Here is a 25,480-nt window from a genome sequence, read left to right as displayed (position 1 = left end):
CAAGGGCCGTGCGGCCCTGAACAAAGGGGCTCAAAATGAATTTCAAGACTTTGGTTGCCGCGATCGCTATCGGCGTCGGCACGCTTGCAACGACTGTTATCGCCGAAGCGGCGGACAAGAAGGTGGTGGTCGGCTATCAAACCGACGCCTTGCCGTCTTCCGTGGCGATCGCCAATGGCGAATTTGCCAAGGAAACCGGGTATGACATCGACTTCCGCAGATTTAATTCGGGCGCCGAGATCTTTGCGGCGATTGCCTCCGGTGACGTTCAGGTCGGTTATGTCGGCTCCAGCCCGTTTGCGGCTGCAGTATCACGCGGGCTCGAGGTCAAGGCCTTTTACCTCGCCTCCATCTCGGGCATCGACGAGGCTCTCGTCGTCCGCAACGGTTCCGGCATCGAAAGCCTGAACGATCTGAAGGGCAAGAAGCTTGCTGCCGCGCCTGTTTCCACCGACCACTATCAGCTGTTGGCGCTGATCAAATCGTTGGGCCTCACCGAAAAGGACGTTCAGGTCTTCGCCATCCCTCAGCCCGAAATCGTCGCCAGCTATAACCGCGGCGATATCGACGGCGGCTTCGTCTGGGATCCGGCGCTCACCGAACTGAAGAAGAACGGGAAGGTTCTTGTCACCTCCAAGGACGTGGCGGACAAGGGTGCGCCGACATTCTCGGCCTGGGTCGCGACCTCGAAATTTGCCGCCGACAACCCGGCATTCCTGAAGGGCTTCGCGTCGGTCATCAACAAATACTACGCATCCTTCGCCTCGGACAAAGCCGCCTGGGGTCCCGACAGCGACAACGCCAAGTCGCTCGCCAAGCTTCTCGGCGGCACAGCCGACCAGCAAGCATCGGCCCTGAAGAACCTCACGCTTCTGACGCCTGAGGTTCAGGCATCGGATGCCTGGCTCGGCGGCGGCGAAAAGGCGGGTGCCGGCAAGATCCTCAAGGACACGGCATCATTCCTGAAGGAACAGGGCAAGGTTTCCGACGTGCTGGCCAATTACGGCGCCTTCGTCACCGCCGACGCGCTGACCGGCGTCAGCAACTGATCCTCCCCGACGCCGGCGCGGCTTGCCGCGCCGGCGTCTAACATGCGAGCAGGAATATGCTTAAAGTCGATCACGCCAGTGTTTTCTTCGCAGCCCGCGACGGGCGGACCGTTCACGCGCTTGATCGCGTGTCTTTCGATATTCCCGAACGGGGTTTCGTCGTCGCGCTCGGAGCGTCGGGATGCGGCAAATCAACTCTTCTCAATGCGATTGCCGGTTTCCTTCCGCTTTCGGAAGGCCGGATCACGCTCGACGGCCGCGCGGTCGAACGGCCGGGTGCCGATCGCGGCGTCGTCTTTCAGAAGGACTCGCTGCTGCCGTGGAAATCCGTCGTCGACAATGTCGCGCTCGGTTTGAAATTCGCCGGGGTCAAGCGCAAGGAGCGCGAAGCGCGCGCCCGGGAGCTGCTCAGGCTCGTCGGCCTCGATGAATTCGCCGGCGCGTTTCCATACGAGCTGTCTGGCGGTATGCGCCAGCGTGTCGGCATCGCGCGTGCTCTGGCGACAAATCCCGACATCCTGCTGATGGATGAGCCGTTCGGCGCGCTCGACAGCCTGACGCGTGAGCAGATGCAGGAACTGCTGGTTTCCATCTGGGATAAAACGGCAAAGAAGGTTTTCTTCATCACCCACTCGATCGAAGAGGCCCTGTTCCTGGGTACGCAGGTCCTGGTCATGTCGCCTCGACCGGGACGCGTCGTGGCGCGTTTCGATCTGGATTTCGTTCGCCGCTTCGCCGAAACCGGCGACGCCCGGTCGATCAAGGCGTCGCCGCAATTTGCCGAGCTGCGCGAGGAGATCCGCGCCATTCTGCACAGCACCGAAGATTTAAGGAGCGCCGCATGAGCGATATAGTCCAGGCATCGCCGATTGCGGCTGGTAGTGAGGACCGCCAGGTCAAGCTGGTGAAAATGGCAAGCTTCGGAGCCGGTGAGAAGTCGACGGTGGCCATCAGCATTGCCACGGCGCTTGCCATACTGCTGCTGTGGTGGGTCGTATCCGCGCTCGGCGTCGTTCCACACCTGTTCCTGCCACGTCCGGACGAGGTGCTGACACAGATCGGCGCCGTCTATCGCGACGGTTACGCCGGCGCGTCACTGTCCGAGCATATTTTTGCAAGCCTGTTCCGCATCGTGGTCGCAGCCCTCATCGCCATTTCCGCCGGCATTCCGCTCGGCTTGCTCATGGGACTGAACCGCTGGGCAAAAGGCGTGCTCGACGCACCGATCGAGTTCTACTGGCCGCTTCCGCCGCTCTCCTACCTGCCGCTGATGATCATCTGGCTCGGCATCGGCGAGACGTCGAAGATCACGCTGCTGGTGCTGGCGATGTTTGCGCCGATCTGCCTCTCGGCCCAGGCCGGCGTTCGTTCGCTGCCGATCGAGCGGGTCAATGCCGCGCGTTCGCTGGGCGCGAGCCGGCTGCAGCTCTTCCTGGACATCGTCCTGCCCTCCGCCCTGCCCGAAATTCTCACCGGCATCCGCATTGCGCTCGGTGTCGGCTGGGGCACACTGGTGGCGGCCGAATTGATCGCCTCCACGCGCGGAATCGGTTTCATGATCATGTCGGCTTCACAGTTCCTGGCGACCGACGTCGTCTTCGTCGGCATCGGCATCATCGCGATCTGCGCCTTCACCTTCTCGGCCGCCATCCGCTTTCTGGAGGCGTTCCTCGTGCCCTGGAAAGGCAAGCTCTGACCGAATGGCGGGATGGCGCGCCATCCAAACATCGGCTTGCGTACGCGATATTCGGTGCAGCTCGGGGGTTGACGTCAACCTCCGAGCTCGCCCGTGAGGGCCATCCTAGATTCACCGAGTATCGAAAATTCGCGGCACCGCTCGCGGATGTCGCGATCGGTCATCAGTGCACAGTAACCGCATCGGCCTGGCGCTGCTGCAGGCTGCGGACCAGCATCACGGCCTCCCTGACGATTGCCGAAAATGTCGCATCATCGGCCTCTGCGATCCTTCCGGTCATATTGCGAATGATCGTCGTCAAATGGATAATGGAATGGCGATGCTGCGGATCTTCCGGTCCGATTTCGGCATCGGCCATGGCAAGCAGCGTCTGAACCAACCGCTCCATGGTTTGCCGGCGCCTGGTCCTCGGGTCGGCATTCGGATCTTCGCTCAGGCGCAGGAGGTCGGCGGCAATGTCGGACATCCGATTCCACTCACATCGCAAAAGCCGGCGGCATGGCAACGACATGCCTTCGACCGCGCGTCTGCGCCTTCAAGGTCTGCAACAGGCGGTAGCCGTTGCGCCAGCGGCCGAAGCCGCTGGAAACATTGACATGGCCGGCAAGGCCGATATTCCTGGTCTCGGCATTCCAGAGGCGACCAAACAGGGTCAACCGATCGACCGTCATGTAGGCATCGTTCATGCTGCCGACGACGATGCTCGGAAAAGGCAGAGGCGCCGTCGGCATGGCGCCAAACGAGATATGCCCCGGATGCAGAATTTCCGTGGCCGGCAGATCGCATGGAGCGACGAGCAAGGCTCCTTTGACGCGGCGCGCCGCACTTCGCCCGGCCAGCCGGGCGGCAAGCAGGCATCCGAGACTATGGGCAACGAGATAGGCCTCACCGGCCTCCTCAAGCGCGCCTTCCAGTCGCAACAGCCAGCTGTCCAGATTCGGATGATCCCAATCGTCCTGAGCGACGCAACGGCTGTCCGGCTGATCCTCCAGCCAATGCTGCTGCCAATGCCCTTCTCCCGAGCCGAAAAGCCCGGGAAGAATAAGTACATCGATCATCTGGCGCCATCCTCTCCCGGGCGGCGCGCCGGTATTTTTTCCCATCGGGGCAAACATCTGGCACCATTCATCGGATCAACCCGATCACCAGAGCGAACAGGAATGTGAAAGAGCTGACGATCGTGCAGATCCCGGCCGCATGCCTGAGCTGCGACATGACGCTGCTTTCCGCCCTTCTCGCATTGTGCCGACGCAGCTCGGTCTCAACGACAATCGCCATCACACCGCTCTCCTCAATACCAAAGGCCTGGCATGGCGCCCCAATAATGGAGCTCGTATTCGCGTGCGGACCAATCGCGCTCTTCGTCGCGCGTGAACAATCCATTGGCAGGCGCGTGCGCAGCCGGCGCCTTCGGCTCGAGCAATCGGCCAATCGTCAGTTTCAGCCAGAGGTGAAAATCAAGCTTCATGCGAACCTCCTGTCAGGGACTGGTACTTTTCAGCGAGAACATTTGTTTTCACGCAATTCCGGACGCAAACCGCTGTGCACTTTTGCTGGAATTGCCCTAGGACATCAGCGAATGACGGCTCGCATTGGCGAGAAGATCGCGGAGCGATGCTGTCGGTCCGTAGAGCATCAGCAGGCGGTTCTCCTCGCGTTTGGCGAGGCGATATCGTCGGGCGAATTCGAAGACGCTCCACAATTGATCGCTTGGCCCCGGCCTTTCCGCATCATCCATTTTCGCCTCCTGAGATCGAACCATGGCGGCGCCCCTTACTCGGCCGCCGCCAGTGCAGGGTTTGCGTCCGGGAAGAAGGCAGCCAATTCGCCGATCACTTCGTTGATGCGGGCCAAAAGCGGATCGGATGAGACCGCATAGTCGGTAAAATCGCGATCGGCCGCATAAACGGCAGTCGGCAAGGTATGGGCCATGAAGAAACCGAACAGCGGCCGAAGCTGATGCTCGACCATCAAGGCATGCCGGTCACCGCCGCCTGTCGCGGTGATGATGATCGGCTTGCCACGAAGCTCGTGCGGATCGAGCAGATCGATGAGGTGCTTGAAATGGCCGGGATAAGAGCCCTTGTAGGTCGGCGAGCCGATGATCAGGGCATCGGCCTGCACGATCTCGTCGACGACATGTCTGGCCTGCTCGTCGAGGTCCTTGCGCCACAAGGCCCTGCCCAGCGATGGACCGACATCATTGAGATCATAGGTCTTGCTCGCAAATCCGTAACGAATGCTCGCGCGGTCGGCGACGTGGCGCACGAGTGCCAATGTCTTCGAAGGACGGTTGAAGCTGCCAGCAATGCCGACGAGTTTGAAACCTGACATGGTTTTTCCTCTCTTTGGATTGCCTCAACTATTGTCTACAAAATTGATAGATTAAAGGAACGTGCATCTCTCCTTATTCGGCTGGTTGAAAAAAACGTTCGCTCTCGCCCCGGCACGCACAGGCTACAGGGCGATCGTCACCGGTTCTCGCGACCGCAGGCAGAAACGGGATATCGCTCCAATGGGAAAGACGTCTTGGAACTTGGAAACACCGCGGGGGCGGCTCAATGCCGTCACCATCAAAAAGCGCCGGTGAACCGCTCGGGCTAAATGGCTTTGCCGCAAGGTTGGATATTATTGGTATAAGATTTCCGGTTCAGCGGAACGATTGGATGACACGCTCTGCCCTTTCCGTCGCAGAAAATATACATTCCTTATAGATTTTAGCGGGAGTTTTTCATGCCATTGCAGACGGCTGATGTCATCGATTTCCAGGCTTACCGGCAATCGCGCTGCAAAGATGCGGCTGATGCGTCCAAGGCGCTCGCGCCGGCATCCTTCGCGATGCAGCCCGTTCTGATGTGGGTGCCCTATTGGGGTTTCGTCCCGGTGATGGCAATGGGCATTGCCGGATATGGCGTCTGATCAAGCGCTTCTCTCCGACGTCGAAACCATAGACGCCGCCGAGCAGATCACCGTTCAGACAGGACAGAATTTGCGGCGCATTCGCACCCGCCGCGGTTACTCCCTGGACAGGCTGGCAAAGATCGCTGGCGTCAGCCGCGCCATGCTCGGCCAGATCGAAACGGGCAAAAGCAGCCCGACGCTCAGCATTCTCTCGAAGATCGCGCTTGCTCTCGGCATTCCCTGCGCAGCACTGATTGCCGAACGCGGCGAGACCTCGATCATTACGGTGCCGCGGGCAAGATCGAAAATCCTCGCCTCGTCCGAAGGGCGCTTCCGGACACGGGCTCTTTTCCCCTTCGAAGGCGAGCGAAAAGTAGAATTCTACGAGCTGAGGATCGCTCCGCACCATAGCGAAAGTGCCGATGCCCATCAGCATGGAACGGTGGAAAATCTGGTCGTTGCCCAAGGCACCGTCGAAATCATCGCCGGCAGGCAGGCGCCGCATATCCTGGGCGAAGGCGACGCCATCATCTTCGATGCCGACGTGCCCCATATCTACCGCAATATGACAGGAACGGAAGCGATCCTCTACCTGGTGACGACCTATCTCGAAGACGTTCGCGTCTAACGCAAAAAGAGCCCCCGTCTCCGGAGGCTCCTCGTCATTGCCGTGAGAGCGCCGCGCATCTTTTCAGATGCGCCGGAGATGGCTCAGGCGGCCATCGTGCAGCACATCATCATGCCGCCGCAGTTCATCATGACAGGCATGCCGCCGGACATCATAGACATCATGCGCTTGCAGCATTCCATGAACATGTCCTTGTCCATGCCTTCCATCGGCTTCATTTCACAGACCATGCCCTCGGCAGTCATGGTGCACTTCATGGCGCCCATCATCATCATCATCGGCATGGAGGCCATCATCGGCATCATGGCGCCGTTCATCATGGGCATGCCTGACATCATCGGCATCATTCCACCCATCATCGGGTTCATCATGGCGGGCATCATGTTGTTCATCATCGGCATCATGTTCATGGCGGGGTTCATTGTCTCTCTCCGATCAATATCGTGGCGTTTCGCGTTTCGATGAAATGGGAGATAAAAGAACTAATTGCAGCAAACAATGTAAAAAAATCTTCCCCTATCTTTTCCTCCAATAGAATGGAGTGGTTTCGATGGGAATGCGCAATCTTGCCAAGATAACGGAATTCCATCCGCTATGATCGCCCGAGCGGGACGATCGTTCTGAACAGTCTCTTTGAATACGCCAGGAGAATTAAGTCCCCCACGCCATTGTGAGGGACTTTCTGAAAGTCTGGCGTTTCCGAACTAAGTTTCCGATATCTCGACCGACAGATCCGGGCCGAGCGCCTGCAGGAAGTTAGCGGCATCGAAAATGGCTGCCGGCGCCTTTGCGCCGATATCGCGGATGCGTCCCGAGAGGATACGCTGGACCGCTTCACAGATGATCGGCGCCGTGACGGCGTAGATGTCTTGTCCCTGTGCGACAATCTGACGGCGCACGTCGCCCTGCGTGACGATCACTTCTACGGCAAAGCGCTGCGCCGAACGCCCGGATTCGTCGACTGCCTGCGGCGGAGGCGTCGACGAGTCGCGAACATCCCGCAGAGCGGTTGTGCTCAAGAAGGTGTGCAGTTCCTTCGTCCGGACGTGCCGGGCGATCAGCGGCACTTCCGAAAAGGGAAGCTCGACGAAAGTCTGCCGGCCGAACGGGGCCGGTAAAATCGACACCCTTTCAGCAGGCGGTTGAGGCATCGGCTCCAGCTGCCCACCGCTGACGGCCAGGCGCCGTGCAGTGTTTCTTTCTCCGGTAACGCGTGTGCCTCTCGTCGGCAGCCAGCTGTCAAGCGCAACTCGAATTTCGATGTCGTCGGCGTGCTCCCACTCGTCCATGACAGCTGCCACGAGCAGGTCGGCCAAGCCGCCATAGAAACCCATGGCCGGGATGACGGCTATGCCCGCTTCCCGGGCCGCAACCTCATGCCTCTCGAACGTGGCCTGCACACTCGGTTGCTCGGCCGTCACGTCGAGATAATGAATCCCCGCTCGCAACGCGGCACCCACCACTGCGTCGGCGGTGTCCATGAACGGGCCGGCGCAGTTGATGACCGCCGCCGCGCCGGCTAGCGCCCTGTCCAGTTCCCCGTCATCCTCGACCGCTGCTTCGCGGCATTCGATGCCGCGCTCCGCAAAGCCCGCAGCCGCCAGCCGCTCGGCATTCCGTCCAATCGCGATGGGCTTGAGACCGCGCCGCAACAGTTCGGCGACGACAAAACGACCGGTATGGCCGTTCGCTCCCAAGACCGCGATAGATTGGGACGTCTTCGTGATGTCGGCTTCGTAGATGGTCATTGTTTTCTCCTTCGCTACAGACCTGTCTGTATCCAATAAAACATACAGGTCTGTAGCGCGTCAATCCGTTTGCTGTTATGCTGGCGACATTGGAGGTACACAAATGTCGAAAAGCGCAACGAACTCCCGTGCCTCTGGCGGCAACGAGGTGCGGGATAGGATTCTCGAGACGGCGTCGGCACTCTTTTACCGGCGCGGCGTGCGTGCTGTCGGTGTCGATCTTGTGGTCGAAAAATCCGGCGTCGCCAAAACCAGCCTCTACCGCCATTTCGGCACGAAGGACGACCTCATCGCGGCCTTCCTCAAGCGCGAAGACCTGGACTTCTGGAGCACCTGGGATCGCGTGACGGAACAGCATCCGAACGATGCCGAGGCCGAGCTCGATGCACATTTTGAGTGGATCGGCGAACGGGTCGGGCGGGGAAACTACCGAGGCTGTCCGCAGATCAACACCGCAGCCGAATTTCCCGAAGCGGATCACCCTGCCCGCAAGGTCGCCGAAGCCCACATGCGCGAGATGCGGCGGCGTCTGAAGACCATCGCCGAGGGGCTTGCGGTTGCCGCGCCCGATCGGCTCGCCGGTCAACTCGCGGTTCTGATCAACGGCGCCTTTGTCAGCATGCAGCTCTTTGAACCCGGCGAGGCCACCGGTTTGCTGCGCGATGCAGCGCACGCCCTGATCGCCGCCAGCCGTAGCTGATCACACTGGACATCCGCTGAAAGTACAAATTGCTGAGCTGTGAAATGGGGGCAAAAGGAAGCCGCAAGGCAGGGCGACTGAGCAGCCCCCAAATCCCGGCTTTTCAAACAATATAGCGCCCGGTCCGGCTCAGGTAGAAATTTTAGGCATGATGAGGATGCGTGGGATCGTCGTGCGGCTTCAGGAAAAACCGGCGCGCAATATCCCAATAGCCATCATAGACAAGCCCGCCATTCGACCGGACAAGCGTTTCGCGGTTTTTGCGATAGACCGCCGGAAGGCGATACCATGAGATGCCCGGCCGGCGGTGATGGAGAACGTGCAGATTGTTGTAGAGAAACAGCAAGCCGAAGAGATGGCTGTTTTCGACGATGGCGGTGCGCTCCTCATGGCTTTCGGCATATCTGTGCTCGGCATAGGATCTCAGCCGCGTCATCGCAGCACCCGTATAGACGAAAGCAAGATAGAGCCACAGCGGCATACCGCAGACGACGGTCGACCAGAATAGGACGCCGACGACGCCGATGCCGTGCGCTGCCCATATCCGCCGCCGTCCCGGTTCGTCCACCCGTATCAGCCGCCATTCCTGCCCAAGGAAACTCAACAGCATCACCACAGGACCGATGGTCAATCGGCCGAACAGGGTGGTATTCCACCGCGCCAGCAACCGCCCGGTCGCACCGAGCTGCTCCCAGGCGGCCTTGGTGAAATAGGAAGATTCCGGATCCTCGATCGGATCGGTCAGATATTCGTCGCGATGATGCTCCAGATGGCTTTCCCGATAGATCGGATAAGGCAGCCACAGCGACAGCGGTATAGACCCGATCGCATCGTTTATCGCCTGGTTTCCCGTCGGGTGGCCGTGAATGACTTCGTGCTGAAGCGATCCGTGCCAGGCAATCAGCCAACCTCCTGCGATCATGACCACGAGCGGCGGCAATGATTGCCACCACCAGGTGAGCGCCAGAAACCCGCCATGAATGACGAGTGCAAGAATGACCGTCGGCCACTCCGTCGAACGCGTGGGAACAATGGTCCCGGCGGCCCGCAAAGTCCTGTCGAGCATGCGTGTGATTTCCCCATCAACCACACCAATTTATCGCAGGGCATCGGCAGAATGGAATAAATTCTATCTATTTTATAGACCTGCGTGAAAAAATCCGTCTCTAAGGCTTGTCGCCGTGAAGATGACGTTCGAGGAAGGACAAATTATCCTGCCCCCAATAGATCTCGCCATCATAGACATAGGTAGGAAAGCCGAAGACGCCGCTGTCGCGGGCATGCACGCGGTCCGCCGACCATTTGTTCTGGACATCCTCGTCGGCTTGTCGCCGAAGAAGTGCTGCGCCATCGAAACCTGCCGAGGTCACGATCGCCTCGCGCACATCGGGCTTGCCGATATCCTCCGCCTCGCTCCAGAAGGCATGTTGCAGAGCGCGCGAAACGCCGATCCAATCCTGTCCGTCGAGATAGGCGGCAATCACGAAGAGGGATGCAGGCGTCGGATCGCTCAAATCCGGGCGATGCTCAAGCCGCAGGTCCTTGCCGCGCACGCGCGCCCAGCGCTTGAGATCCCGCGTCCAATAAGCACGCCGGATCTCCGGGCGATTGCGAGAAAAGATACCGCCGTTTTCCTCGACCACTGTCGTCAGATAGGGTGTGATGACGACATCGTTCTTCGCCGCAAGTTCGGCAAAGGCGTCGAAGCCGATATAGGCCCAGGGCGAGCCGATCGAAAAGAAATATTCTACCGATTTGGTCACTGATGCATATTCCCTAAGAGGTGATGGTCCGGCGTCGTATGGGCGACGCCTTCAGGAAGCGGCACGGATGCCGGATTGCGCTTTCCATCCGAGCTCCGGTGCAATTGTCGTCACGAAGTCGTGGAGAATTTGGCGATATTCCGCGTGCTCGAACTCGTAAGGGAGTTCCAGCCTCAGCTCGCTGACCTCGGGCAGGATCGGATCGGCAAAAAGCTGCGCCAAAATCTCGTCCGACGTGCCGACGATATCACGGGCGAAAAGCGTGCGCCGCTCGCCCTGCGGCGAAAGGGTCCGCTCATGGCGGCCATCGGCATAGTCTCGATATCGGCGCCGCGTTATCGCATCGGCGCTGTCGAAAGGCACGATGACGCGGCCCAGCGCGACGCGGCGCCGCTTGCCGGCGGCGCGAAAGGTTTCGATCAACCGCGATTGCGCGGTGAAGAAATCATCCGTCCCCTCCCCCGTGATCACATTGCCGGTCAACAGGTTGAAGCCGTTGCGGCCGGCCCATTCGGCCGAGCGCTGCGACCCGCCGCCATACCAGATCCGGTCGATCAGGCCCTTGGCATAAGGCTGCAGTCGCGGCCGCTGCGGGCCGAACGGCGTCTTGATCAAGGTCTGCTCGTCGCCGAGATAGGTGCCGCGCAGATTGTCGGCAAAACGCAGCACGCGATCATGCGAGAAATCGTAACCCGTCCAGTCGCCGTTGAAGACGAGCGGGGCGATCAGGTCTGCGTGCAGCGGCCGGCCGGCGCTGACGCCGATATTCAGCCGCCCGCGCGACAGAATATCGACGGTGGCGAGATCTTCAGCCAGCCGATAGGGGCTTTCATAACCGATCGGAATAACGGCGGTTCCGAGCTCGATCCGGCTGGTGCGCTGTGTCGCCGCCGCCAGGAAGGCGCTCGCGGAAGAGATTCCAGGCTCCAGGTGTCGCTGGCGGACCCAGGCGCTGTCGAAACCCAGATCCTCGCCATATTGCAGCTGCTGCAGCGTCTGCTCCAATCCCGACAGCGGGTCGTCGTCGGGATAGTTGCCGGGGGTGAGGAAGCCGATATGGCTGATGGATATATTGCCCACTCGTGCCATCCCATCAATATTTCGGCAGGCCGGGCGGGTTGGTCTCCGACGCCGGCAGGGCCTCCTCGGACAGGTGCCAGTGGCCGAGGATTTTTGCGTATGTGCCATCCTTGATCAGGCCGTTGGTGGCGACAGTCAGCGCATCGGCCAGCCCGCTCCCCTTGCGGGTGGTGATCGCAACATCCGAGCGATCAGGCCAGCCGGCGCTCAGCGTGCCGACACGCCTGATATTCTTGTCGCGCGCGGCAATGAAGACGAGCTGCGCATGCGGCTGGACGATGACATCGGCCCGGCCGGACCGCAGCGCGAGAAGACTTGCTGCCTCGTCGTCGTAATATTGCAGCTCGATCGGCTTCAGGCCGGCGGCGACATCTTCCTGGCTCCACTTCACCAGGATACGCTCCTGGTTGGTGCCGGCGCCGACGATGATCCTGAGGCCGGCGGCGTCCTTCGGCTCCTTGATCGAGGTGACGGCACTGTCGGATTTCACGAAGAAACCATGCAGCCCCTGGCGGTAGGTGGAGAAATCGAATTTCTCCTTGCGCTGCTCGGTGACGCCGACATTGGAGATGACGGCGTCATATTTGCCTGAGGTCAGGCCGAGTGGCCAGTCGATCCAGGCGACGGGCACGATCTCCAGCGTCAGGCCGAGGCTGTCGGCAATGGCATAGGCATAGTCGGGATCTGCCCCGACCACTGACTTGGCGTCCGTGGCATAGGTGGCAAGTGGCGGGCCGCCGGGGCTGACGGCGATGGTGAACTTGCCGGGTGTGACGAACTTGAATTCCCTAGGAATGGCAGCGATGGCCGCATCGTTCCTGGCGGCATGAAGCCGGCCCGGCTGTTCCGGGCTCAGGTCAAAATCCTCGGCCGCGTGGGCGGAACCGAAACCAGTCAATGCTGACACCAGGGCTGCGAAGAGCAAAGTGCGAGATGTCGGATGGATCGTCACGTTCAATATGTCTCCGTTTGCGTCGAGAAGTGGGAACGGACCGGCGCGCTACCCTGTAACGCCGGTCCGCCAGACCAAGATTACGAACCGCTCTTCGGCAAGCCGGGCGGGTTGGTCTGAGCCTTGTCGATTGCCTCGGGACCGAGGTTCCACGTATCGAGGATCTTGCGATAGGCGCCACTGGCGATCAGATCGTTGACGACATCGGTCAAGGGCGCTGCCAGGCCACTGCCCTTGCGTGTGGTGACGGCAATTTCTGCCGTGATCGGCCAACCGCCGCTGACGGTGCCGACGAGCTTGGTCTTGCCGTTTATCCCGGCCGAATAGGCCTGCGTCGCGTTTACGCTGAAGACGGCATCGGCTCTGCCGGACTGGACGGCGAGATCCTTGACCGCATCGTCGTCATAATATTGCACCTCGATCGGCTTCAGGCCGGCGGCGACATTCCGGCGGTCCCATTCCAGCAGGATCTTCTCCTGGTTGGTGCCGGCATCGGTGATGACCTTCAGGCCGGCAATATCCTTCGGCTCCTTGATCGCCGCAATCGGGCTGTCGGCCTTGACGTAGAAGCCGAGCTCATCCTTGCGGTAGGTCGAGAAGTCGAATTTCTCCTTGCGCTCTTCCGTGACGGTCACGTTGGAGATCACCGCGTCGAACTTCCCCGAGGTCAGTCCCAGCGGCCAATCGGCCCAGGCGACCGAAACGAGCTCGAGCTTCAGACCCAGGCTGTCGGCAATCGCCTGCGCCAGATCGACGTCGTAACCGATAACGGTCTTGGAATCGGAGGCATAATCGTGCAGCGGCAGATTGCCGCTCGAGCTGATGCCGACGGTGAAGACGCCGTTTTCGACGAACTTGAAGTCCTTGACTTCGGCAATGCGCTTCTCGTTCTTTTCCACCCGCAGCCGGTTCGGCTGCTCGGGGCTGAGATCGAATTTCTGCTGCGCCTGAGCGGAACCGAAACCGATCGCGGCAATGGTGACGGCTCCCGTTATCAGCAGCCTTGCCCTATCTGTAAATGTCATGCCCCTTCTCCATTTCATCTTTAGGTTGTAGTTATTGTCATTCAGCCAGAGCAGCCCGTCGCGGCCCGGCATTTCACCAGCGCTATCGGGCGCTAGAGAACCTTGGCGAGGAATTCCCGTGTTCGGGGATGTTCCGCTTGCGTGAAGATGCGGGCCGGCGGGCCGGCCTCGAGAATGCGGCCGCCGTCCATGAAGACGACGGTGTCGGCGACTTCGCGGGCAAACCCGATTTCATGGGTGACGATGACGAGCGTCGTACCGGTGCGGGCAAGCTCCTTGATGACATCGAGCACTTCGCCGACGAGTTCCGGATCGAGCGCCGAGGTCGGCTCGTCGAAGAGCAGCACCTTGGGGCGGAGCGCCAGCGCGCGGGCGATCGCCACGCGCTGCTGCTGGCCGCCGGAAAGCTGGCGCGGATAGGCGTTGATCTTGTCGCTGAGCCCGATGCGGGCCAACAGCTCCTGCGCCAATTGCACCGCCTCCTCGCGGCTGACGCCGCGCACCTGGACCGGCGCCTCGATGAGGTTTTCAAGCACGGTCAGATGCGGGAACAGATTGAAGCTCTGGAAGACCATGCCGATATCGGCGCGGCGGGTGAGAATATCCTTTTCCTTGAGCTCGTAGAGCGTATCGCCCTTCCTGCTGTAGCCGACGAAATCGCCGTCGACCGAGATGAAGCCTTCATCGACACGCTCCAGATGGTTGATGGCACGCAGAAGCGTCGACTTGCCGGAGCCGGACGGGCCGAGGATCGCGGTCACGCTGCCGGCGGGAAGGCTGAGCTCGACATCATCGAGCACCTTCAGCGAGCCGAAGCTTTTGGAAATACCATGGATACGCACCGCACCACCCGTCCGCAGGGCCGCCGCATCATCGAAACCGAGCTTGCGGACTCGCTCGCTCGCCGTCTCGAGAACTGGCAGCGGACGGCGGAAGCGTTCGAAGAATGCCTGGAAGGGCAGCGGTGTCGGATTGCGTACGGCGCCCTTTGAGAAATAGCGCTCGATATAGTGCTGGGCGACCGACAGCACCGTCATGATGATCAAGTACCATACGGTCGCGACCATCAGCAGCGGAATGACTTCGAGATTGCGGCGGTAGATCACCTGAACGGTATAGAAGAGCTCCGGCAGCGCCAGCACATAAACCATGGATGTGCTCTTTGCCAGTCCGATCAGCTCGTTAAAGCCGGTCGGCAGGATCGAGCGCATGGCCTGCGGCAGCACGATGCGGAAAGCCTGGCGGCGGCGCGGCAGCCCGAGTGCGGCGGCGGCTTCCAGCTGACCATGATCGACTGAAAGGATACCGCCGCGCACGATTTCCGCAAAGAAGGCCGACTGGTTGAGCGTGAGGCCGAGAAAGGCGGCGGCAAAGGGTGTCAGCAATTGCACGGTGGGATAGTCGAGGAAGACGGTATCGGTGAAGGGGATGCCGATCTTGATCGTCTCATAGAGATAGCCGAGATTGTTCAGGATCAGCAGCAGCACGATGACCGGGATCGAGCGCAGGAGCCAGATATAGCCCCAGGAGAGACCGGAAAGCAGCGGCGACTTGGAAACGCGGGCAAGCGCCAGCGCCGTTCCGAGGATGGAACCGGATATGGCGGCAAGCGCGGTCAGGAGCAGCGTCCTGCCGAGGCCGACGAGCACCGGCTCGGCAAAGAACCATTCGGCAAAGACGTTCCAACCCCAGCGCGGATTGGTGAAGGTGGAATAGAGCACCGCGACGATGACAAAAGCGGCGAAGATCGTGCCTGCCAACCGTTCGGGATGGCGCGCCGGCACGATGCGATACCGGGAATAGTCCTTCGATTCTGCCGTCCTGCTGCCGGGGTCGATGCCGGCGAAATCCGTCGTCAGTGCCATTGTGCTTCCCTTTTATGATTGTCAGTCTTTGCCGCTTTCAGTAATTTGCGCCGGCCACGCGCAAGCGCGGCTTGGCATCGTCGAGAGCAGGCTCGGCGAGATGGGTGATGTCCTTTTCGAAAGGCAGACTCTTGTAGATCTCGGGATCGGCTGACGTGTCGAAGAGCGCGGTGTAGCCATAGTTCAGATAGAGGCCGACGGCCTCGGGTTGGCGAAAGCCTGTCGTGAGGTAGATGTGGGCATAGCCCTGGCGGGCGGCCTGGGCCTCCAGCTCCACCAGCACCTTGCGGGCAAGGCCCTGCCGGCGCAGATCGGAGCGCGTCCAGATACGTTTGAACTCGGCCGTGCGTTCGTCATAACGCTTGAAGGCGCCGCCGCCGATGGTTTCGCCATCGCGGATCAACAGGAGAAAATTGCCATCCGGCGATGCGAAGGCTTCGGGGGGATAACGGTTGAGCTCAGCGGCCGCACCTTCGGCATTGAAATAGGTGCCGTAGCGGCTGTCATATTCATAGATCAATTCATCGATCAGCGGCTTGGCGCGCGGGTCGAGAGGACTGGTATAGAGAAACGTATCGCTCATATCGTTCATCACCCGTTGTCATCAGTGAGGAAGGTTTCGGCCAGCCGCACCCAATAGCGGGCGGCGGGCGCGATGATCGCGTCGTTGAAATTGTAATGGGCGCTGTGGAGAGGGGCGCTGTCGCCATTCCCGACGAAGAGGTAGCTGCCGGGGTTCGCCTGCAGCATGAAGGCGAAATCCTCGCTCGCGGTTCTCGGTCGGAAATCCTTCTCGATCGCCGCTGGACCAAGAGCGTCATATGCGACCCGGCTGGCGAATTCGCTTTCCCCGGCATGATTGACCAGCGCCGGAAAGCCGAGGCGATAATTCACATCCGCCTCGGCGCCGAAGCTTTCGGCCTGGGCGTGGGCAAGGGCCGGAATGCGCTCTCGCAACAGTTGACGGACGATTTCGCTGTAGGCCCGCATGGTCAGCTGCATCTCGACGCTTTCCGGGATGACGTTCGAGGCGGAGCCGGCATGGATCGAGCCGACGGTGACGACCGCCATCTCCTGCGGATCGACATTGCGCGAGACGACGCTCTGCAGCGCGGTGATGAAGGCGGCCGAAGCGAGCACCGGATCGACGGTGCGGTGCGGTTCGGCGCCATGGCCGCCCTTGCCGATGATCTTGATGATCGCCTTGTCAACCGAAGCCATGGCCGGGCCGGCGACGAAGCCGAATTGGCCCGTCGGCACACCCGGCCAATTGTGCAGCCCGAACACCGCATCGACAGGAAAACGATCGAACAGACCTTCCGAAATCATCTTACGGGCGCCGGCGCCAATCTCCTCGGCGGGCTGGAAGATCAGCCGCAGCGTGCCGTTGAAATTGCCGTTCTCTGAGAGATAACGGGCGGCGGCGAGCAGGATCGCGGTATGTCCGTCATGGCCGCAGGCGTGCATGACGCCGGGATTGCTGCTGGCATAGGCAAGCCCGGTCGCCTCCTCGATCGGCAGCGCATCCATGTCGGCGCGAATGCCGATCCGCTTCTTGCCGTCGCCGCGCCGGAGGGTGGCGACGACGCCGGTGCCGGCAATGCCCGTCGCCACCTCGTAGCCCCAGGCGGAAAGGTGAGATGCCACAAGCTTGCTGGTTCTGAGCTCCTGGAAGGCAAGCTCCGGATATTGGTGCAGATCGTGGCGAAGTGCGATGATCTCGTCGAGGTAGGCAGCGATGCCCTTCTCGACCGGATCGTTGCTGCGCGGGTTTTGAGCGATGATATCCATGACGGTTCGCCGGCGCTTCAGGCGCCGACGGCCTTTCCGCGTTCGAGCTGCTCCGCATCCGCCGCATAGCGGCTTTCGCGGAAGGGCAGGCCGAGATGGTCGCGCAGCGTCTCACCCTTCAGGACCGGATCGAAATAACCGCGCTCCGTGAGGATCGGCAGAACGTATCTGGAGAAATCGTCGAAACCCTCGGCGATGACGGGAAAGCCGAGAATGAAGCCGTCGGCCGCGCCCTGATCCACCCAGCGAATGATTTCGTCGGCGATATGCTCGGCGGTGCCGATGAAGGCGGTGCGCGGCGTTGCCGAATCGAGCGCGACCTGGCGGAGCGTCAAGCCCTTCTCCCGCGCCGTCCGTTTGATGCGGTCGGTGGTGGCGCGGAAATTGTTCCTGCCGATATCGCCGAGTTCGGGGAACGGCTCGTCCAACGGATAAACACTGAAATCATGATGATCGAAGAAGCGGCCGAGATAGAGCAGCGCCTCCTCTATCGTGACGAGGTTGCGGATCGCCTGGTACTTGGCTTCCGCCTCTTCCTGCGTCGCCCCGACGATCGGCCCGATACCCGGATAGATGCCGACTTCCGCCGCCGGACGCCCATGAGCGATGACGCTGTCCTTCAACTGGCGATAAAAGGGCTGCGCCTCCTCGAACGGCCCGCCATTGGTGAAGACGGCATCGGCATGCTTGCCGGCGAGCCTGATGCCGGAATCCGAGGCGCCCGCCTGGAACACGACCGGCTGGCCCTGCTTGGAACGGCCGATATTGAGCGGTCCCTCGATACGGAAGAACCTGCCCTTGTGATTGAGGCGATGCATCTTCGTCTTGTCGGCATAGACGCCGGTCTCGCGATTGCGCACAAAAGCGTCATCGTCCCAGGAATCCCATAGACCCTTGATCGCATCGATATAGTCCTCGGCGATCTCGTAGCGCAGTTCGTGTTCGGGATGTTCGCGGCTGTAATTGCGCCCCGAACCCTCGAGCGGCGAGGTCACCGCATTCCACCCTGCCCGGCCGCCGCTGATGAGATCGATCGAGGCGAATTGGCGGGCGATGGTGAAGGGATCGCTGTAGGAGGTCGAGACCGTGCCAACGAGGCCGATTTTCGAGGTCGAGGCGGCAAGCGCCGAGAGGATGGCGATCGGCTCGAACCGATTGAGGAAATGCGGGATCGACTGCTCGTTGATATAAAGCCCGTCGGCAACGAAGGCGAAGGCGATGCCGGCCGCCTCCGCCTTACGCGCCGTCTTGACGAAGAAGTCGAAATTGACGCTGGCATCGGCCGGTCCGCTTGGATGTTTCCAGGCATTCATGTGGCCGCCGGGACCTTGCAGCATGATGCCGAACGTGACGTGTTTCTGGGCCATGGGATCAATCCTCCTTGGAAACGGTCAGGCGACGAGGGAAAGCCGCTCCGCGGCGAGCAGTTCGATGGAGGCAAGACGCTCGGCGACCGAAAGCGCCGGCGTGTCGAGCACGAACTCCTTGACCCCGTAGCTGCGGTGAAGCTCGTCCAGCTTCTTGCGGATCTGCTTCGCCGTGCCATGCAGCACGCTCGGCACCTTTTCCTCAGTGCGGTAATCGGTGACGCCGGCCTGGCGGGCGAATTCGGCCGCCTGCTCCTCGCTGCCGACATTCACGGTCTGGCCGTTCGGCAGGAACACCTTGACGATGCGCAGCTTGCCGACGCGCTCGCGGGCGTAGTCCTCGCTTTCGGCGGCAAAGGCTGCGAGCGCCAGGATCGGACGCTTGCCGCCGGATGCCCGCTCATAGGCCTCGAAGGTCCTGCGCAGATTGTCCGGATCGCCGTTGAGGTGACCGGCAAAGACAAGTTCCCAACCCTTCTCGGCGGCCAGCTCGGCGCTTTCGACGCTGGCGCCGAGCATGAAACGTTCGGGAGCCATCGGCGGGAAAGGGGTCGCCTGCGCACCATCGTAACTCGGGTCGGCGGCGAGATAGGTGTTGAGATCGGCAAGCTGGCTGGCAAAATCCGGCTTCCTGGATGGATCGACGGCTAGCTGGAGAGCGCGCGTCGACAGCGGAAAGCCGCCCGGCGCCTTGCCGACACCGAGATCGACGCGGCCGGGCGCAAGCGAAGCCAGAAGATTGAAGGTCTCCGCAACCTTATATGCGCTGTAATGCTGCAGCATGACGCCACCGGAGCCGATGCGGATTTTCGACGTCTTTGCGAGAAGGTAAGCTATCAGCGCCTCTGGCGCAGAGCTCGCCAGATTGGACATGTTATGATGCTCGGCGACCCAGAAACGGTGATAACCAAGTTCCTCGGCCCGGGCAGCAATCTTGACCGTCGCCCGCAGCGCATCTGCGGCGGTTAAACCCTGTTCGATCGGGCTTTTGTCGAGAAGACTGAGGAGGTAGGTCATGACGCCACGATCCGATCCCTGGTTGCAAAGCTTAGTCTATAAAATCAGTAGACAAACATCATTATAAGAAATGACATTCTCTTTCGAACACGCTGAGTGAAAAAAAGATGGCCGCACATAAGATGGAAATCGCCTGCCAGAACTGGGTCTCACCGGCAGCGGAGGGCTTCTTTCAATCGACCACTCAAGGATCAATTTTCCGGTCGAAAGGGCGTAAGTGAATGAAGCTGTCAGAACAGCTAAAGCCGATCAGCGACCTCAAGGCGCATGAGCCGACGATCCTTCGGACACTGAAGGATCATTCGCAGCCGGTCGTCATTACGCTTCACGGAGAAGCGAAAGCCGTACTTCAGGACGACGGCCAATATGAAGAACACAGGAGACGCTGGCGCATCCTAAAGATGCTGGCGCACCAACCGGCAGGTCGAGGAGGGCAACTGCGCCCCGCTGCGGAATCCTTCGCGCGCATCTGCAAACGTCTGGCCGACAGCCAATCCTAATTCCGTATGGTGTTCTTTTCGCTGAAGACGCGGAACGCGACATCGAGAGCCCATGCACCGAGCCTGAGGGATTTTCCAACCCGCCACTGGCCTGGGGCGCCATCAGGGGCGTGTTACCGCATAGGCGCACATTATGCGCGCGACGTCCTTGCCCCATATCGTGAAGCTGACCTGCTTCTACGAGCACGCAAGCTATACGATCCTGTAGTACCATGGCCGATGCCTGCCTGAGGACAAGCGGCCCTAACCGCCCACATCTCATAACCCATTGATGCCATGCCAAACGTACCGTTAACCAGAAGTGATATCCCATATTACTTCCGCCGCTCGGGATGGACTTGTGCATTTCTCCCTCACTTCCGAGAAGGATTCGTTATCGAAGTGAGGTCTTCAAGGTGTTCTGACGTTCCCTTAGGTCGTAGCACCGTAACCGACAGTCTTTCGCGGAGGCCGACACCAGGCAGTAGACCCAGCCACAAACTGTGAGGCTCGCAAGAATTTGCCGACCTCTTCGAACGCGCCAACCGTGGCGAGGAAATCACCATCATACGCGGCGACGCCGTCTATGCCCGCATCGGTCCAGCCGATACGACATTGTCGAAAAGGGCCTGCTGCACGCCCGTTGCAAAGCTTGGACCTCTTGCATTGGTGGCACCTCCATCCATACGACCCGCAAAACCAAAGAGCTCTTTCGAAGGCTTTTGGGATGGAACTCTTCATAGCAGCCTGCAGAGACTTTTGCCCGAGCTTAGCCACCGCCGCCGCCCGCACGGAGCCCAAGACCTATCCAAATTTCCGTCCGGCCGGCGCATTTGCCCGCAGAAGAGCCATCAGCATCGGGCCGATTGCGAATTCTCCCTTTTCGCTTCGTCGTGTCAGGCCACGAAGATAGCCACCGGCCGAATTAATGTGGCCACCGCGCTCCAGGATGCATGCCATGACGGTTGCCGCGTTTTCCGGACCCATCACATTGGCGGCCTCTTCGTAGGCCGACGGACTGACGCCGAGCATCGAGCGAACCTTGACCGCCGCGGTCATCAGATCGCGCCAGTTGCGGATGATACCGCCCGGACCATAGGCGAGAATTTCCGGGCAGGCTTGCAGAACCAAGCCGAGCGGGAAGGATTTCAGTCGGTCACCATCATTGCGGCCGCCTGTCCGTCGACTGTGTTCTTCCTCGCACCGACTCGAATGGGCTGCCTCAGCTCCACCCTCTTCTGACGTCGCGGCCCGTCGCCCGTTGTCTTGCTCCGGCATCGCGCCCTGCTTCGTGTCGAAGTCTGGTTCAAGTTCAGAATTAGATTCGGGATTCGAATTCTGTATGTGGCGCTCAATATAATTGGCATTGCCGCGCTCTTTTATTGATTCAATCCGAATTTCCAACCGGTTAAGGACATCTGCCCGCAGAGTCGTCAATTCATCCAGCAACAGTTCGAGCTGCGACGCCGTCGGGGATCGCGGCAGGCCTTCGATCAGATCTCGGAATTCGCAATACAGGCCTTGCCAGTCGCCAGCGATCTGTTCCTCGACGGCTGCTTCGATCAGTTTTGCGATGTCGCGACGGCAGAGAGTGATGCGTTCGCGCAGACGCTGGACATGCAGCCGCTCGGCGATCACTTCGGCTGCGAGTTGTTCGATCTCGCTAGCACGGGCAAGCAGTGGCGCGAGCGAGAAGCCGAACGCCTCGTTGACCTCCCCTGCCCTATTCCTGCGGACATAACGCTTGCCGTTGGGGCTGTCCTTGCGCAACAGCAGACCTGCCTGGACGAGCGCGGCGAGATGACGCCGGACGGTCTGCTCGGCCATGCCGTGCGTTCTGAGCGAAAGCTGGATGTTTGATGGGAATACGATCAAACCGTTTTCCTGCGCCAGCTCGTTCTTCGGATAAAAGCTCAAAAGAGCGTTGAGTACGGCAAGCGCTCGATCGCTGATGCCGAGAAGCGGCTTTGCTTCGCATAGCGCGCGAAACAATCTCCACTTGTCGACGGACTGATCAGTCTTGATCTCGCGTGCCATAACCTGGCTTGTGAGCATGCCAAGCGTCATTAACCGCCGCCCGAAGGGCGTCGTCACATTCCCGGTTTCCATATCTTCCACCTCAACGAGGCAAAAGAAATCCGCTCGCCAAAACGGCGCCAAAAACTCTTGACAGCGATTCTCGGAAGTGCGATTCTCGGAGGTGTTCAAGACTACGAGGAAAGCTTCCGTGACGGTGACGTTCGGGGGCTTTTTTCTTTTGCGCGTTATCTCCTATCCGGATTGTCAGCTGACAATCCGGTCTGACTGCCTCATTTTCCCTCATTCTCCTCTTCGAACTCGGCGGCGAGGCTTACCAACCGCTGAGCCAGGAATTCCGAAAACGCCGCCGATTTGACGGTGATGCGAAAGGTTTTGCCGGAGCGGGCCACCAAAGCAAGCGGAGCGCCACCCTGGGCCCGGAGCGTCTGCTCGGTCCGCTGCGGTGGGGTCTTCTCCTCCAGCGCTTTCCAGATGACATCAAAGCGGCTGTTGGTGTCCAACTCCAGGAAGCCGCGGGCACCGATTGCGGCCTGGGCCTTCTTCTGCCCGCCCGTCTCCCTGAATTTTTCGGCAAACGCCAGCCAGCGCGGGCGTCCAACCTTGGGGGCCGGCCCAATGGCGAGAATAATCTCGGGGTCGATGGTCTGAGCCACCTGCAGGAGACGTGAGGTTTCCGGCTTGTCGGTTGTCAGCGCCGTGGCAATCATGTCGCGGCTGAATCCATGTTCATCCAGGCGGCGCGCAAACAGTGCCCGCTCGATAAAACTCAAGTCGACGCGGGGGCCGTTTTCCTGGCCCTGTGCGACGATCAGCTCTTCATCCGTGAGCTTTCGCACGACGGCCTTAACGGGAACCCCGATCTCTGCCGCGGCTCGCAGGCGCCTGTGGCCATAGGCGGCCTGGTAGTGCCCAGCCCTTACCGGGTCCGGCCGTACCAGGATCGGAACCTGCTGGCCGCTGTCCCGGATCGACTGCTTCAATCGCTCGAACTCTGCATCCCTATCGACCGGGATACGGTCGCGGATAAAGGACATTTCGACGGCAGCCGGATCGATCTCCAGTACCTTGTCGCCGGAGGCCAGCGATTCACGCAGCGCCTTGGCGGCCGCCGCTTCCTCTCCCAACCGTCCAAGCGACAAATTCATCGCCTTGACCGCTCCCGATGGGCGGTGCGGCGGCTGCACGATTGGCGCCTCCGGCCTTGTCGGCTCGACGGCGCCGACCATGCTTTTCAGGATGTCGCGTCCCTTTGGGCTCATGTCCTGCTCCAGGCGCTGCGGATGAGTTGCTCGACCTCGGCATTGACGCTGTCGACGGATTCCACCCCGCGGTCATAGGTCTGACGATGCATCGTCTCGCGTCCTGCCTCGTAGATTGTCTGCTTGGAGAGTCCCGCATCCGAGACTGCCGTCGACTTGACCATCATCGCTGTCAGCACGCGCTCGCCGAACAGACTGCGCAAGAAGGCGACGATCTGCGCCTGCGGCCCATCATTGGGCTCATAGCGGGTGATGAGATAACGCATCCAGTCGTAATCCAGATTGCCGCCTGCCTGTTTGACTACGGCCAGGAGGTCGGAGGTCATCGTCAGGAACTGGTTCATCGACGCCACGTCGAGCATCTGCGGATGGACAGTGATCAGGACGGAGGTTGCGGCGCAGAGGGCAGACAGCGTCAGGAAGCCAAGGGTCGGTGGGCAATCGATGATGACGACGTCGTAGTTCTGCTCCAGCGAATGCAGCGCATTACCGACCCGCATGAAGAACATGTCCTTGTCGTCGCGGTTCGTGTCGGCAAGCGCCTTTGGAGTATCGTGTTCGAACTCGTGCAGTTCGAGATTGCCGGGGATGAGATCGAGCCCGGGGAAATAGGTCTGGCGGACGATGTCGCTAACATCGCGGCGCGTCTCGTCATATTTAATGGCGCCGTAAAGTGTCTCGTTTTCACCGACATCGAATTCGGGTTGATATCCGAGCATCGCCGACATCGACGCCTGCGGATCGAGGTCGACGGCGAGCACGCGGTAACCACGCAGAGCCAGGAACTGCGCCAGGTGGACTGATGTCGTCGTCTTGCCGGAGCCGCCCTTGAAATTGGTCACGGCGATCACCTGGAGATGGTCGCCCGGTCGGCGCATCGGCAGATAGGAGGGTTTGGTGCGCCCGAGGTGCTGGCGCATCGCATGGATTTCCTCGAGCGAGAATACCCGACGGCCAGCCGCCGTCTTTTCCGGACTGATGCTCTCGACCTGGGCGGCGAGATGGCGAACATAGCTGTCGGTGACGCCGAGCAGCTTGGCTGCCTCGGTGCTGCTGAACCGCCGCAACGATTTGCGGGCATTGGGTGAAAACAATCGCTCGAACAGCACCTGCAGCTGGCTGCCGAGCATCGTCGAGTCCTGCGCAATCGTCTCGTCGATCGAGACTGGACTCGCTCTCTTGGCTTTCTCAACAATCGCGACCTTGGTCAGCATTCACGCAAATCCTGATAAATCGAGTGATTTTGCGCAAATGATCGTGAGTCTGCTGATTCCGTCAAGCGGTTTCTTGGATGGCCAATCTATTATAAAATGGATTCTGCAAAAAAATCATGTGGAATTCCGGAATCTTAGCACCATTGTCAGCTGACAACGACAGCCTGCTCCGGGTCGATGAAAGCCAGCCTCAAAGTATCGCGGCACATAATCGATACGACTCAGCGTCGCTAGCGCTCCATCGAAGCGCACCTTCGGACGCCTGGCATAGACCGATCAGGTTGTTCGATTTCTCATTTGTAGGCGGACGAACGGTACAGGTTTTCGGCTTCCAGCCCGCGGACGGGTTCATTGCCGGAAGGCTTGTCATTTGCGTCCTGGGTTTCGACATCGCGGCGTGACGCTGCAAGGGCCAGCATTTGTTCGAGACGGCCCGCATTGAGCGGAGCGCTTATTCCCTTGAAGTTCATTGACACATCCTTCGTCATAGATTGCGTGAAGCCGCAGAGATAAGCGCAATTCGAACCCGCCGATAACCGCCAGGCAGCGTTATCACCATCTTTTCCTGGGGCCGGGAAGGGGAGGGCCTCCATCTTTCAGGTGGTTCAAAAATGCAGCGACCGGCGGCCACGATGGGGATTTCGGATCACTCTGCTTACCAAGTTGGAAAGGAGCCTCGCAGACACAGGCCGGGCGTGAAAGGAAGGCGGCCCATCTTTGATAGCAAGGGCGAGCCGGCGCTGCCGCTGATCGTGCTTCATCGCGGTGGAGGTCTTCCTGCAGAAGCGCGTTGCTGCGCAGCCTATCGGGGTGAGGGGACATTCGGCCTTGGTCTTCTCCGCCCCAATCTAAGTCGGCGAGCGGCTGGCATCAGAGGGGTGGGGCTTCGTTTGCGTCAGGATCCTG

28 protein-coding genes and 2 pseudogenes are annotated in these 25,480 nt (G+C 60.3%); 8 read left to right on the top strand and 22 right to left on the bottom strand.

All coding sequences use genetic code 11. From position 1 onward, the window contains the following. The first annotated feature begins 35 nt into the window (after positions 1 to 35). Genes tauA through ACMUVN_RS10200 form a run of 3 tightly spaced genes read left to right on the top strand, consistent with a single transcriptional unit; the run spans position 36 to position 2,745 of the window. Positions 36 to 1,049 (top strand): taurine ABC transporter substrate-binding protein, encoded by a 1,014-nt coding sequence (gene tauA / locus ACMUVN_RS10210; RefSeq protein WP_028759147.1) that lies wholly within the window; start codon positions 36 to 38, stop codon positions 1,047 to 1,049. Positions 1,050 to 1,105: 56 nt separating this feature from the next. Continuing rightward, a complete protein-coding gene (locus ACMUVN_RS10205; protein ID WP_028756777.1) occupies positions 1,106 to 1,894 on the top strand; it encodes a taurine ABC transporter ATP-binding protein in 789 nt (262 codons plus the stop codon). Then, positions 1,891 to 2,745: an ABC transporter permease subunit gene (locus ACMUVN_RS10200; RefSeq protein WP_047612316.1), complete on the top strand. Its 855-nt coding sequence runs from the start codon at positions 1,891 to 1,893 to the stop codon at positions 2,743 to 2,745. Before ACMUVN_RS10205 ends, ACMUVN_RS10200 begins: the two co-directional genes overlap by 4 nt. Before the next feature lie 163 nt (positions 2,746 to 2,908). Here ACMUVN_RS10200 and ACMUVN_RS10195 read toward each other — a convergent pair whose 3' ends face one another. The 6 genes from ACMUVN_RS10195 to msuE all read right to left on the bottom strand — a co-directional run bounded on the left by ACMUVN_RS10195 (position 2,909) and on the right by msuE (position 5,079). Beyond that, a complete protein-coding gene (locus ACMUVN_RS10195; protein ID WP_063475851.1) occupies positions 2,909 to 3,211 on the bottom strand; it encodes a hypothetical protein in 303 nt (100 codons plus the stop codon). 10 nt (positions 3,212 to 3,221) lie between these two features. After that, positions 3,222 to 3,803 carry an RBBP9/YdeN family alpha/beta hydrolase gene (locus ACMUVN_RS10190; RefSeq protein WP_063475850.1) on the bottom strand — a complete coding sequence of 194 codons (582 nt, stop codon included), beginning with the start codon at positions 3,801 to 3,803 and terminating at the stop codon, positions 3,222 to 3,224. 67 nt (positions 3,804 to 3,870) lie between these two features. Continuing rightward, on the bottom strand, positions 3,871 to 4,023 hold the full coding sequence (locus ACMUVN_RS10185) for a hypothetical protein (protein ID WP_164735887.1): 153 nt from the start codon (positions 4,021 to 4,023) through the stop codon (positions 3,871 to 3,873). 13 nt (positions 4,024 to 4,036) lie between these two features. Next, positions 4,037 to 4,213, bottom strand: coding sequence for a hypothetical protein (locus ACMUVN_RS10180; protein ID WP_164735886.1), 177 nt, complete (start codon positions 4,211 to 4,213; stop codon positions 4,037 to 4,039). Positions 4,214 to 4,309: 96 nt separating this feature from the next. After that, complete coding sequence (locus tag ACMUVN_RS10175; RefSeq protein WP_028756773.1) at positions 4,310 to 4,507, bottom strand: hypothetical protein; 198 nt, start codon at positions 4,505 to 4,507, stop codon at positions 4,310 to 4,312. An 11-nt stretch (positions 4,508 to 4,518) separates the two neighbouring features. After that, entirely contained in the window at positions 4,519 to 5,079 is a 561-nt protein-coding gene (gene msuE, locus ACMUVN_RS10170; protein WP_028756772.1) for an FMN reductase, read from the bottom strand. A gap of 399 nt (positions 5,080 to 5,478) precedes the next feature. On the opposite strand from msuE, the gene ACMUVN_RS10165 reads away from it, so the two are divergent. Both ACMUVN_RS10165 and ACMUVN_RS10160 read left to right on the top strand, forming a co-directional pair. Continuing rightward, complete coding sequence (locus tag ACMUVN_RS10165; protein WP_063475849.1) at positions 5,479 to 5,664, top strand: hypothetical protein; 186 nt, start codon at positions 5,479 to 5,481, stop codon at positions 5,662 to 5,664. Further along, positions 5,654 to 6,274 carry a helix-turn-helix domain-containing protein gene (locus ACMUVN_RS10160; protein WP_028756770.1) on the top strand — a complete coding sequence of 207 codons (621 nt, stop codon included), beginning with the start codon at positions 5,654 to 5,656 and terminating at the stop codon, positions 6,272 to 6,274. The genes ACMUVN_RS10165 and ACMUVN_RS10160 overlap by 11 nt, the downstream gene beginning before the upstream one ends. A gap of 83 nt (positions 6,275 to 6,357) precedes the next feature. On the opposite strand, the gene ACMUVN_RS10155 is transcribed toward ACMUVN_RS10160, so the two are convergent. Both ACMUVN_RS10155 and ACMUVN_RS10150 read right to left on the bottom strand, forming a co-directional pair. Then, entirely contained in the window at positions 6,358 to 6,696 is a 339-nt protein-coding gene (locus ACMUVN_RS10155; RefSeq protein ID WP_164735884.1) for a hypothetical protein, read from the bottom strand. 282 nt (positions 6,697 to 6,978) lie between these two features. Next, complete coding sequence (locus tag ACMUVN_RS10150; protein ID WP_414815081.1) at positions 6,979 to 8,022, bottom strand: saccharopine dehydrogenase family protein; 1,044 nt, start codon at positions 8,020 to 8,022, stop codon at positions 6,979 to 6,981. 103 nt (positions 8,023 to 8,125) lie between these two features. Between ACMUVN_RS10150 and ACMUVN_RS10145 the strand changes: the two genes are divergently transcribed. Continuing rightward, positions 8,126 to 8,722: a TetR/AcrR family transcriptional regulator gene (locus tag ACMUVN_RS10145; RefSeq protein WP_414815169.1), complete on the top strand. Its 597-nt coding sequence runs from the start codon at positions 8,126 to 8,128 to the stop codon at positions 8,720 to 8,722. 142 nt (positions 8,723 to 8,864) lie between these two features. Here ACMUVN_RS10145 and ACMUVN_RS10140 read toward each other — a convergent pair whose 3' ends face one another. From ACMUVN_RS10140 to ACMUVN_RS10095, 10 genes are all read right to left on the bottom strand, one after another. Then, on the bottom strand, positions 8,865 to 9,788 hold the full coding sequence (locus tag ACMUVN_RS10140; RefSeq protein ID WP_063475845.1) for a fatty acid desaturase: 924 nt from the start codon (positions 9,786 to 9,788) through the stop codon (positions 8,865 to 8,867). Positions 9,789 to 9,888: 100 nt separating this feature from the next. Next, positions 9,889 to 10,485, bottom strand: a complete 597-nt coding sequence (locus ACMUVN_RS10135; RefSeq protein WP_047612301.1) for a 2-hydroxychromene-2-carboxylate isomerase — start codon at positions 10,483 to 10,485, stop codon at positions 9,889 to 9,891. Between the two features lie 51 nt (positions 10,486 to 10,536). Then, entirely contained in the window at positions 10,537 to 11,574 is a 1,038-nt protein-coding gene (locus ACMUVN_RS10130; RefSeq protein WP_414815080.1) for an LLM class flavin-dependent oxidoreductase, read from the bottom strand. A gap of 4 nt (positions 11,575 to 11,578) precedes the next feature. Continuing rightward, positions 11,579 to 12,517: an ABC transporter substrate-binding protein gene (locus tag ACMUVN_RS10125; RefSeq protein ID WP_028758371.1), complete on the bottom strand. Its 939-nt coding sequence runs from the start codon at positions 12,515 to 12,517 to the stop codon at positions 11,579 to 11,581. An 80-nt stretch (positions 12,518 to 12,597) separates the two neighbouring features. Then, entirely contained in the window at positions 12,598 to 13,542 is a 945-nt protein-coding gene (locus tag ACMUVN_RS10120) for an ABC transporter substrate-binding protein (protein WP_028756189.1), read from the bottom strand. Between the two features lie 92 nt (positions 13,543 to 13,634). Further along, positions 13,635 to 15,407: an amino acid ABC transporter permease/ATP-binding protein gene (locus ACMUVN_RS10115; RefSeq protein ID WP_414815079.1), complete on the bottom strand. Its 1,773-nt coding sequence runs from the start codon at positions 15,405 to 15,407 to the stop codon at positions 13,635 to 13,637. Between the two features lie 37 nt (positions 15,408 to 15,444). Continuing rightward, positions 15,445 to 16,002, bottom strand: a complete 558-nt coding sequence (locus ACMUVN_RS10110; RefSeq protein WP_414815078.1) for a GNAT family N-acetyltransferase — start codon at positions 16,000 to 16,002, stop codon at positions 15,445 to 15,447. Then, positions 15,999 to 17,198 (bottom strand): M20 aminoacylase family protein, encoded by a 1,200-nt coding sequence (locus ACMUVN_RS10105; protein ID WP_127429909.1) that lies wholly within the window; start codon positions 17,196 to 17,198, stop codon positions 15,999 to 16,001. The genes ACMUVN_RS10110 and ACMUVN_RS10105 overlap by 4 nt, the downstream gene beginning before the upstream one ends. A gap of 17 nt (positions 17,199 to 17,215) precedes the next feature. Continuing rightward, positions 17,216 to 18,565 (bottom strand): LLM class flavin-dependent oxidoreductase, encoded by a 1,350-nt coding sequence (locus ACMUVN_RS10100; RefSeq protein WP_063475842.1) that lies wholly within the window; start codon positions 18,563 to 18,565, stop codon positions 17,216 to 17,218. A gap of 24 nt (positions 18,566 to 18,589) precedes the next feature. Further along, a complete protein-coding gene (locus ACMUVN_RS10095) occupies positions 18,590 to 19,582 on the bottom strand; it encodes an LLM class flavin-dependent oxidoreductase (RefSeq protein WP_063475841.1) in 993 nt (330 codons plus the stop codon). A 221-nt stretch (positions 19,583 to 19,803) separates the two neighbouring features. Between ACMUVN_RS10095 and ACMUVN_RS10090 the strand changes: the two are divergent. Together ACMUVN_RS10090 and ACMUVN_RS10085 are read left to right on the top strand one after the other, a co-directional pair. Beyond that, positions 19,804 to 20,082: pseudogene (locus tag ACMUVN_RS10090) on the top strand (prevent-host-death protein). Between the two features lie 498 nt (positions 20,083 to 20,580). Then, positions 20,581 to 20,670 (top strand): annotated as a pseudogene (locus ACMUVN_RS10085) (prevent-host-death protein); the annotation flags it as partial. A 195-nt stretch (positions 20,671 to 20,865) separates the two neighbouring features. Here ACMUVN_RS10085 and repC read toward each other — a convergent pair. The 4 genes from repC to ACMUVN_RS10065 form a co-directional block, all read right to left on the bottom strand. After that, positions 20,866 to 22,170 carry a plasmid replication protein RepC gene (repC, locus tag ACMUVN_RS10080; protein WP_063475839.1) on the bottom strand — a complete coding sequence of 435 codons (1,305 nt, stop codon included), beginning with the start codon at positions 22,168 to 22,170 and terminating at the stop codon, positions 20,866 to 20,868. A 200-nt stretch (positions 22,171 to 22,370) separates the two neighbouring features. Beyond that, on the bottom strand, positions 22,371 to 23,360 hold the full coding sequence (gene repB / locus ACMUVN_RS10075) for a plasmid partitioning protein RepB (protein WP_063475838.1): 990 nt from the start codon (positions 23,358 to 23,360) through the stop codon (positions 22,371 to 22,373). Continuing rightward, positions 23,357 to 24,574: a plasmid partitioning protein RepA gene (gene repA / locus ACMUVN_RS10070; protein WP_414815077.1), complete on the bottom strand. Its 1,218-nt coding sequence runs from the start codon at positions 24,572 to 24,574 to the stop codon at positions 23,357 to 23,359. Before repA ends, repB begins: the two co-directional genes overlap by 4 nt. Positions 24,575 to 24,867: 293 nt before the next feature. Then, positions 24,868 to 25,044, bottom strand: a complete 177-nt coding sequence (locus tag ACMUVN_RS10065) for a hypothetical protein (protein ID WP_176707391.1) — start codon at positions 25,042 to 25,044, stop codon at positions 24,868 to 24,870. Between the last annotated feature and the right edge of the window lie 436 nt (positions 25,045 to 25,480).

The sequence above is a fragment of the Rhizobium sp. IY2 genome, from assembly GCF_047532935.1.
GTDB classification, from domain to species: Bacteria; Pseudomonadota; Alphaproteobacteria; order Rhizobiales; family Rhizobiaceae; genus Rhizobium; species Rhizobium anhuiense.
Note: the sequence above shows the minus strand (reverse complement) of the source record. Positions and strands in the feature narration are given on the sequence as shown.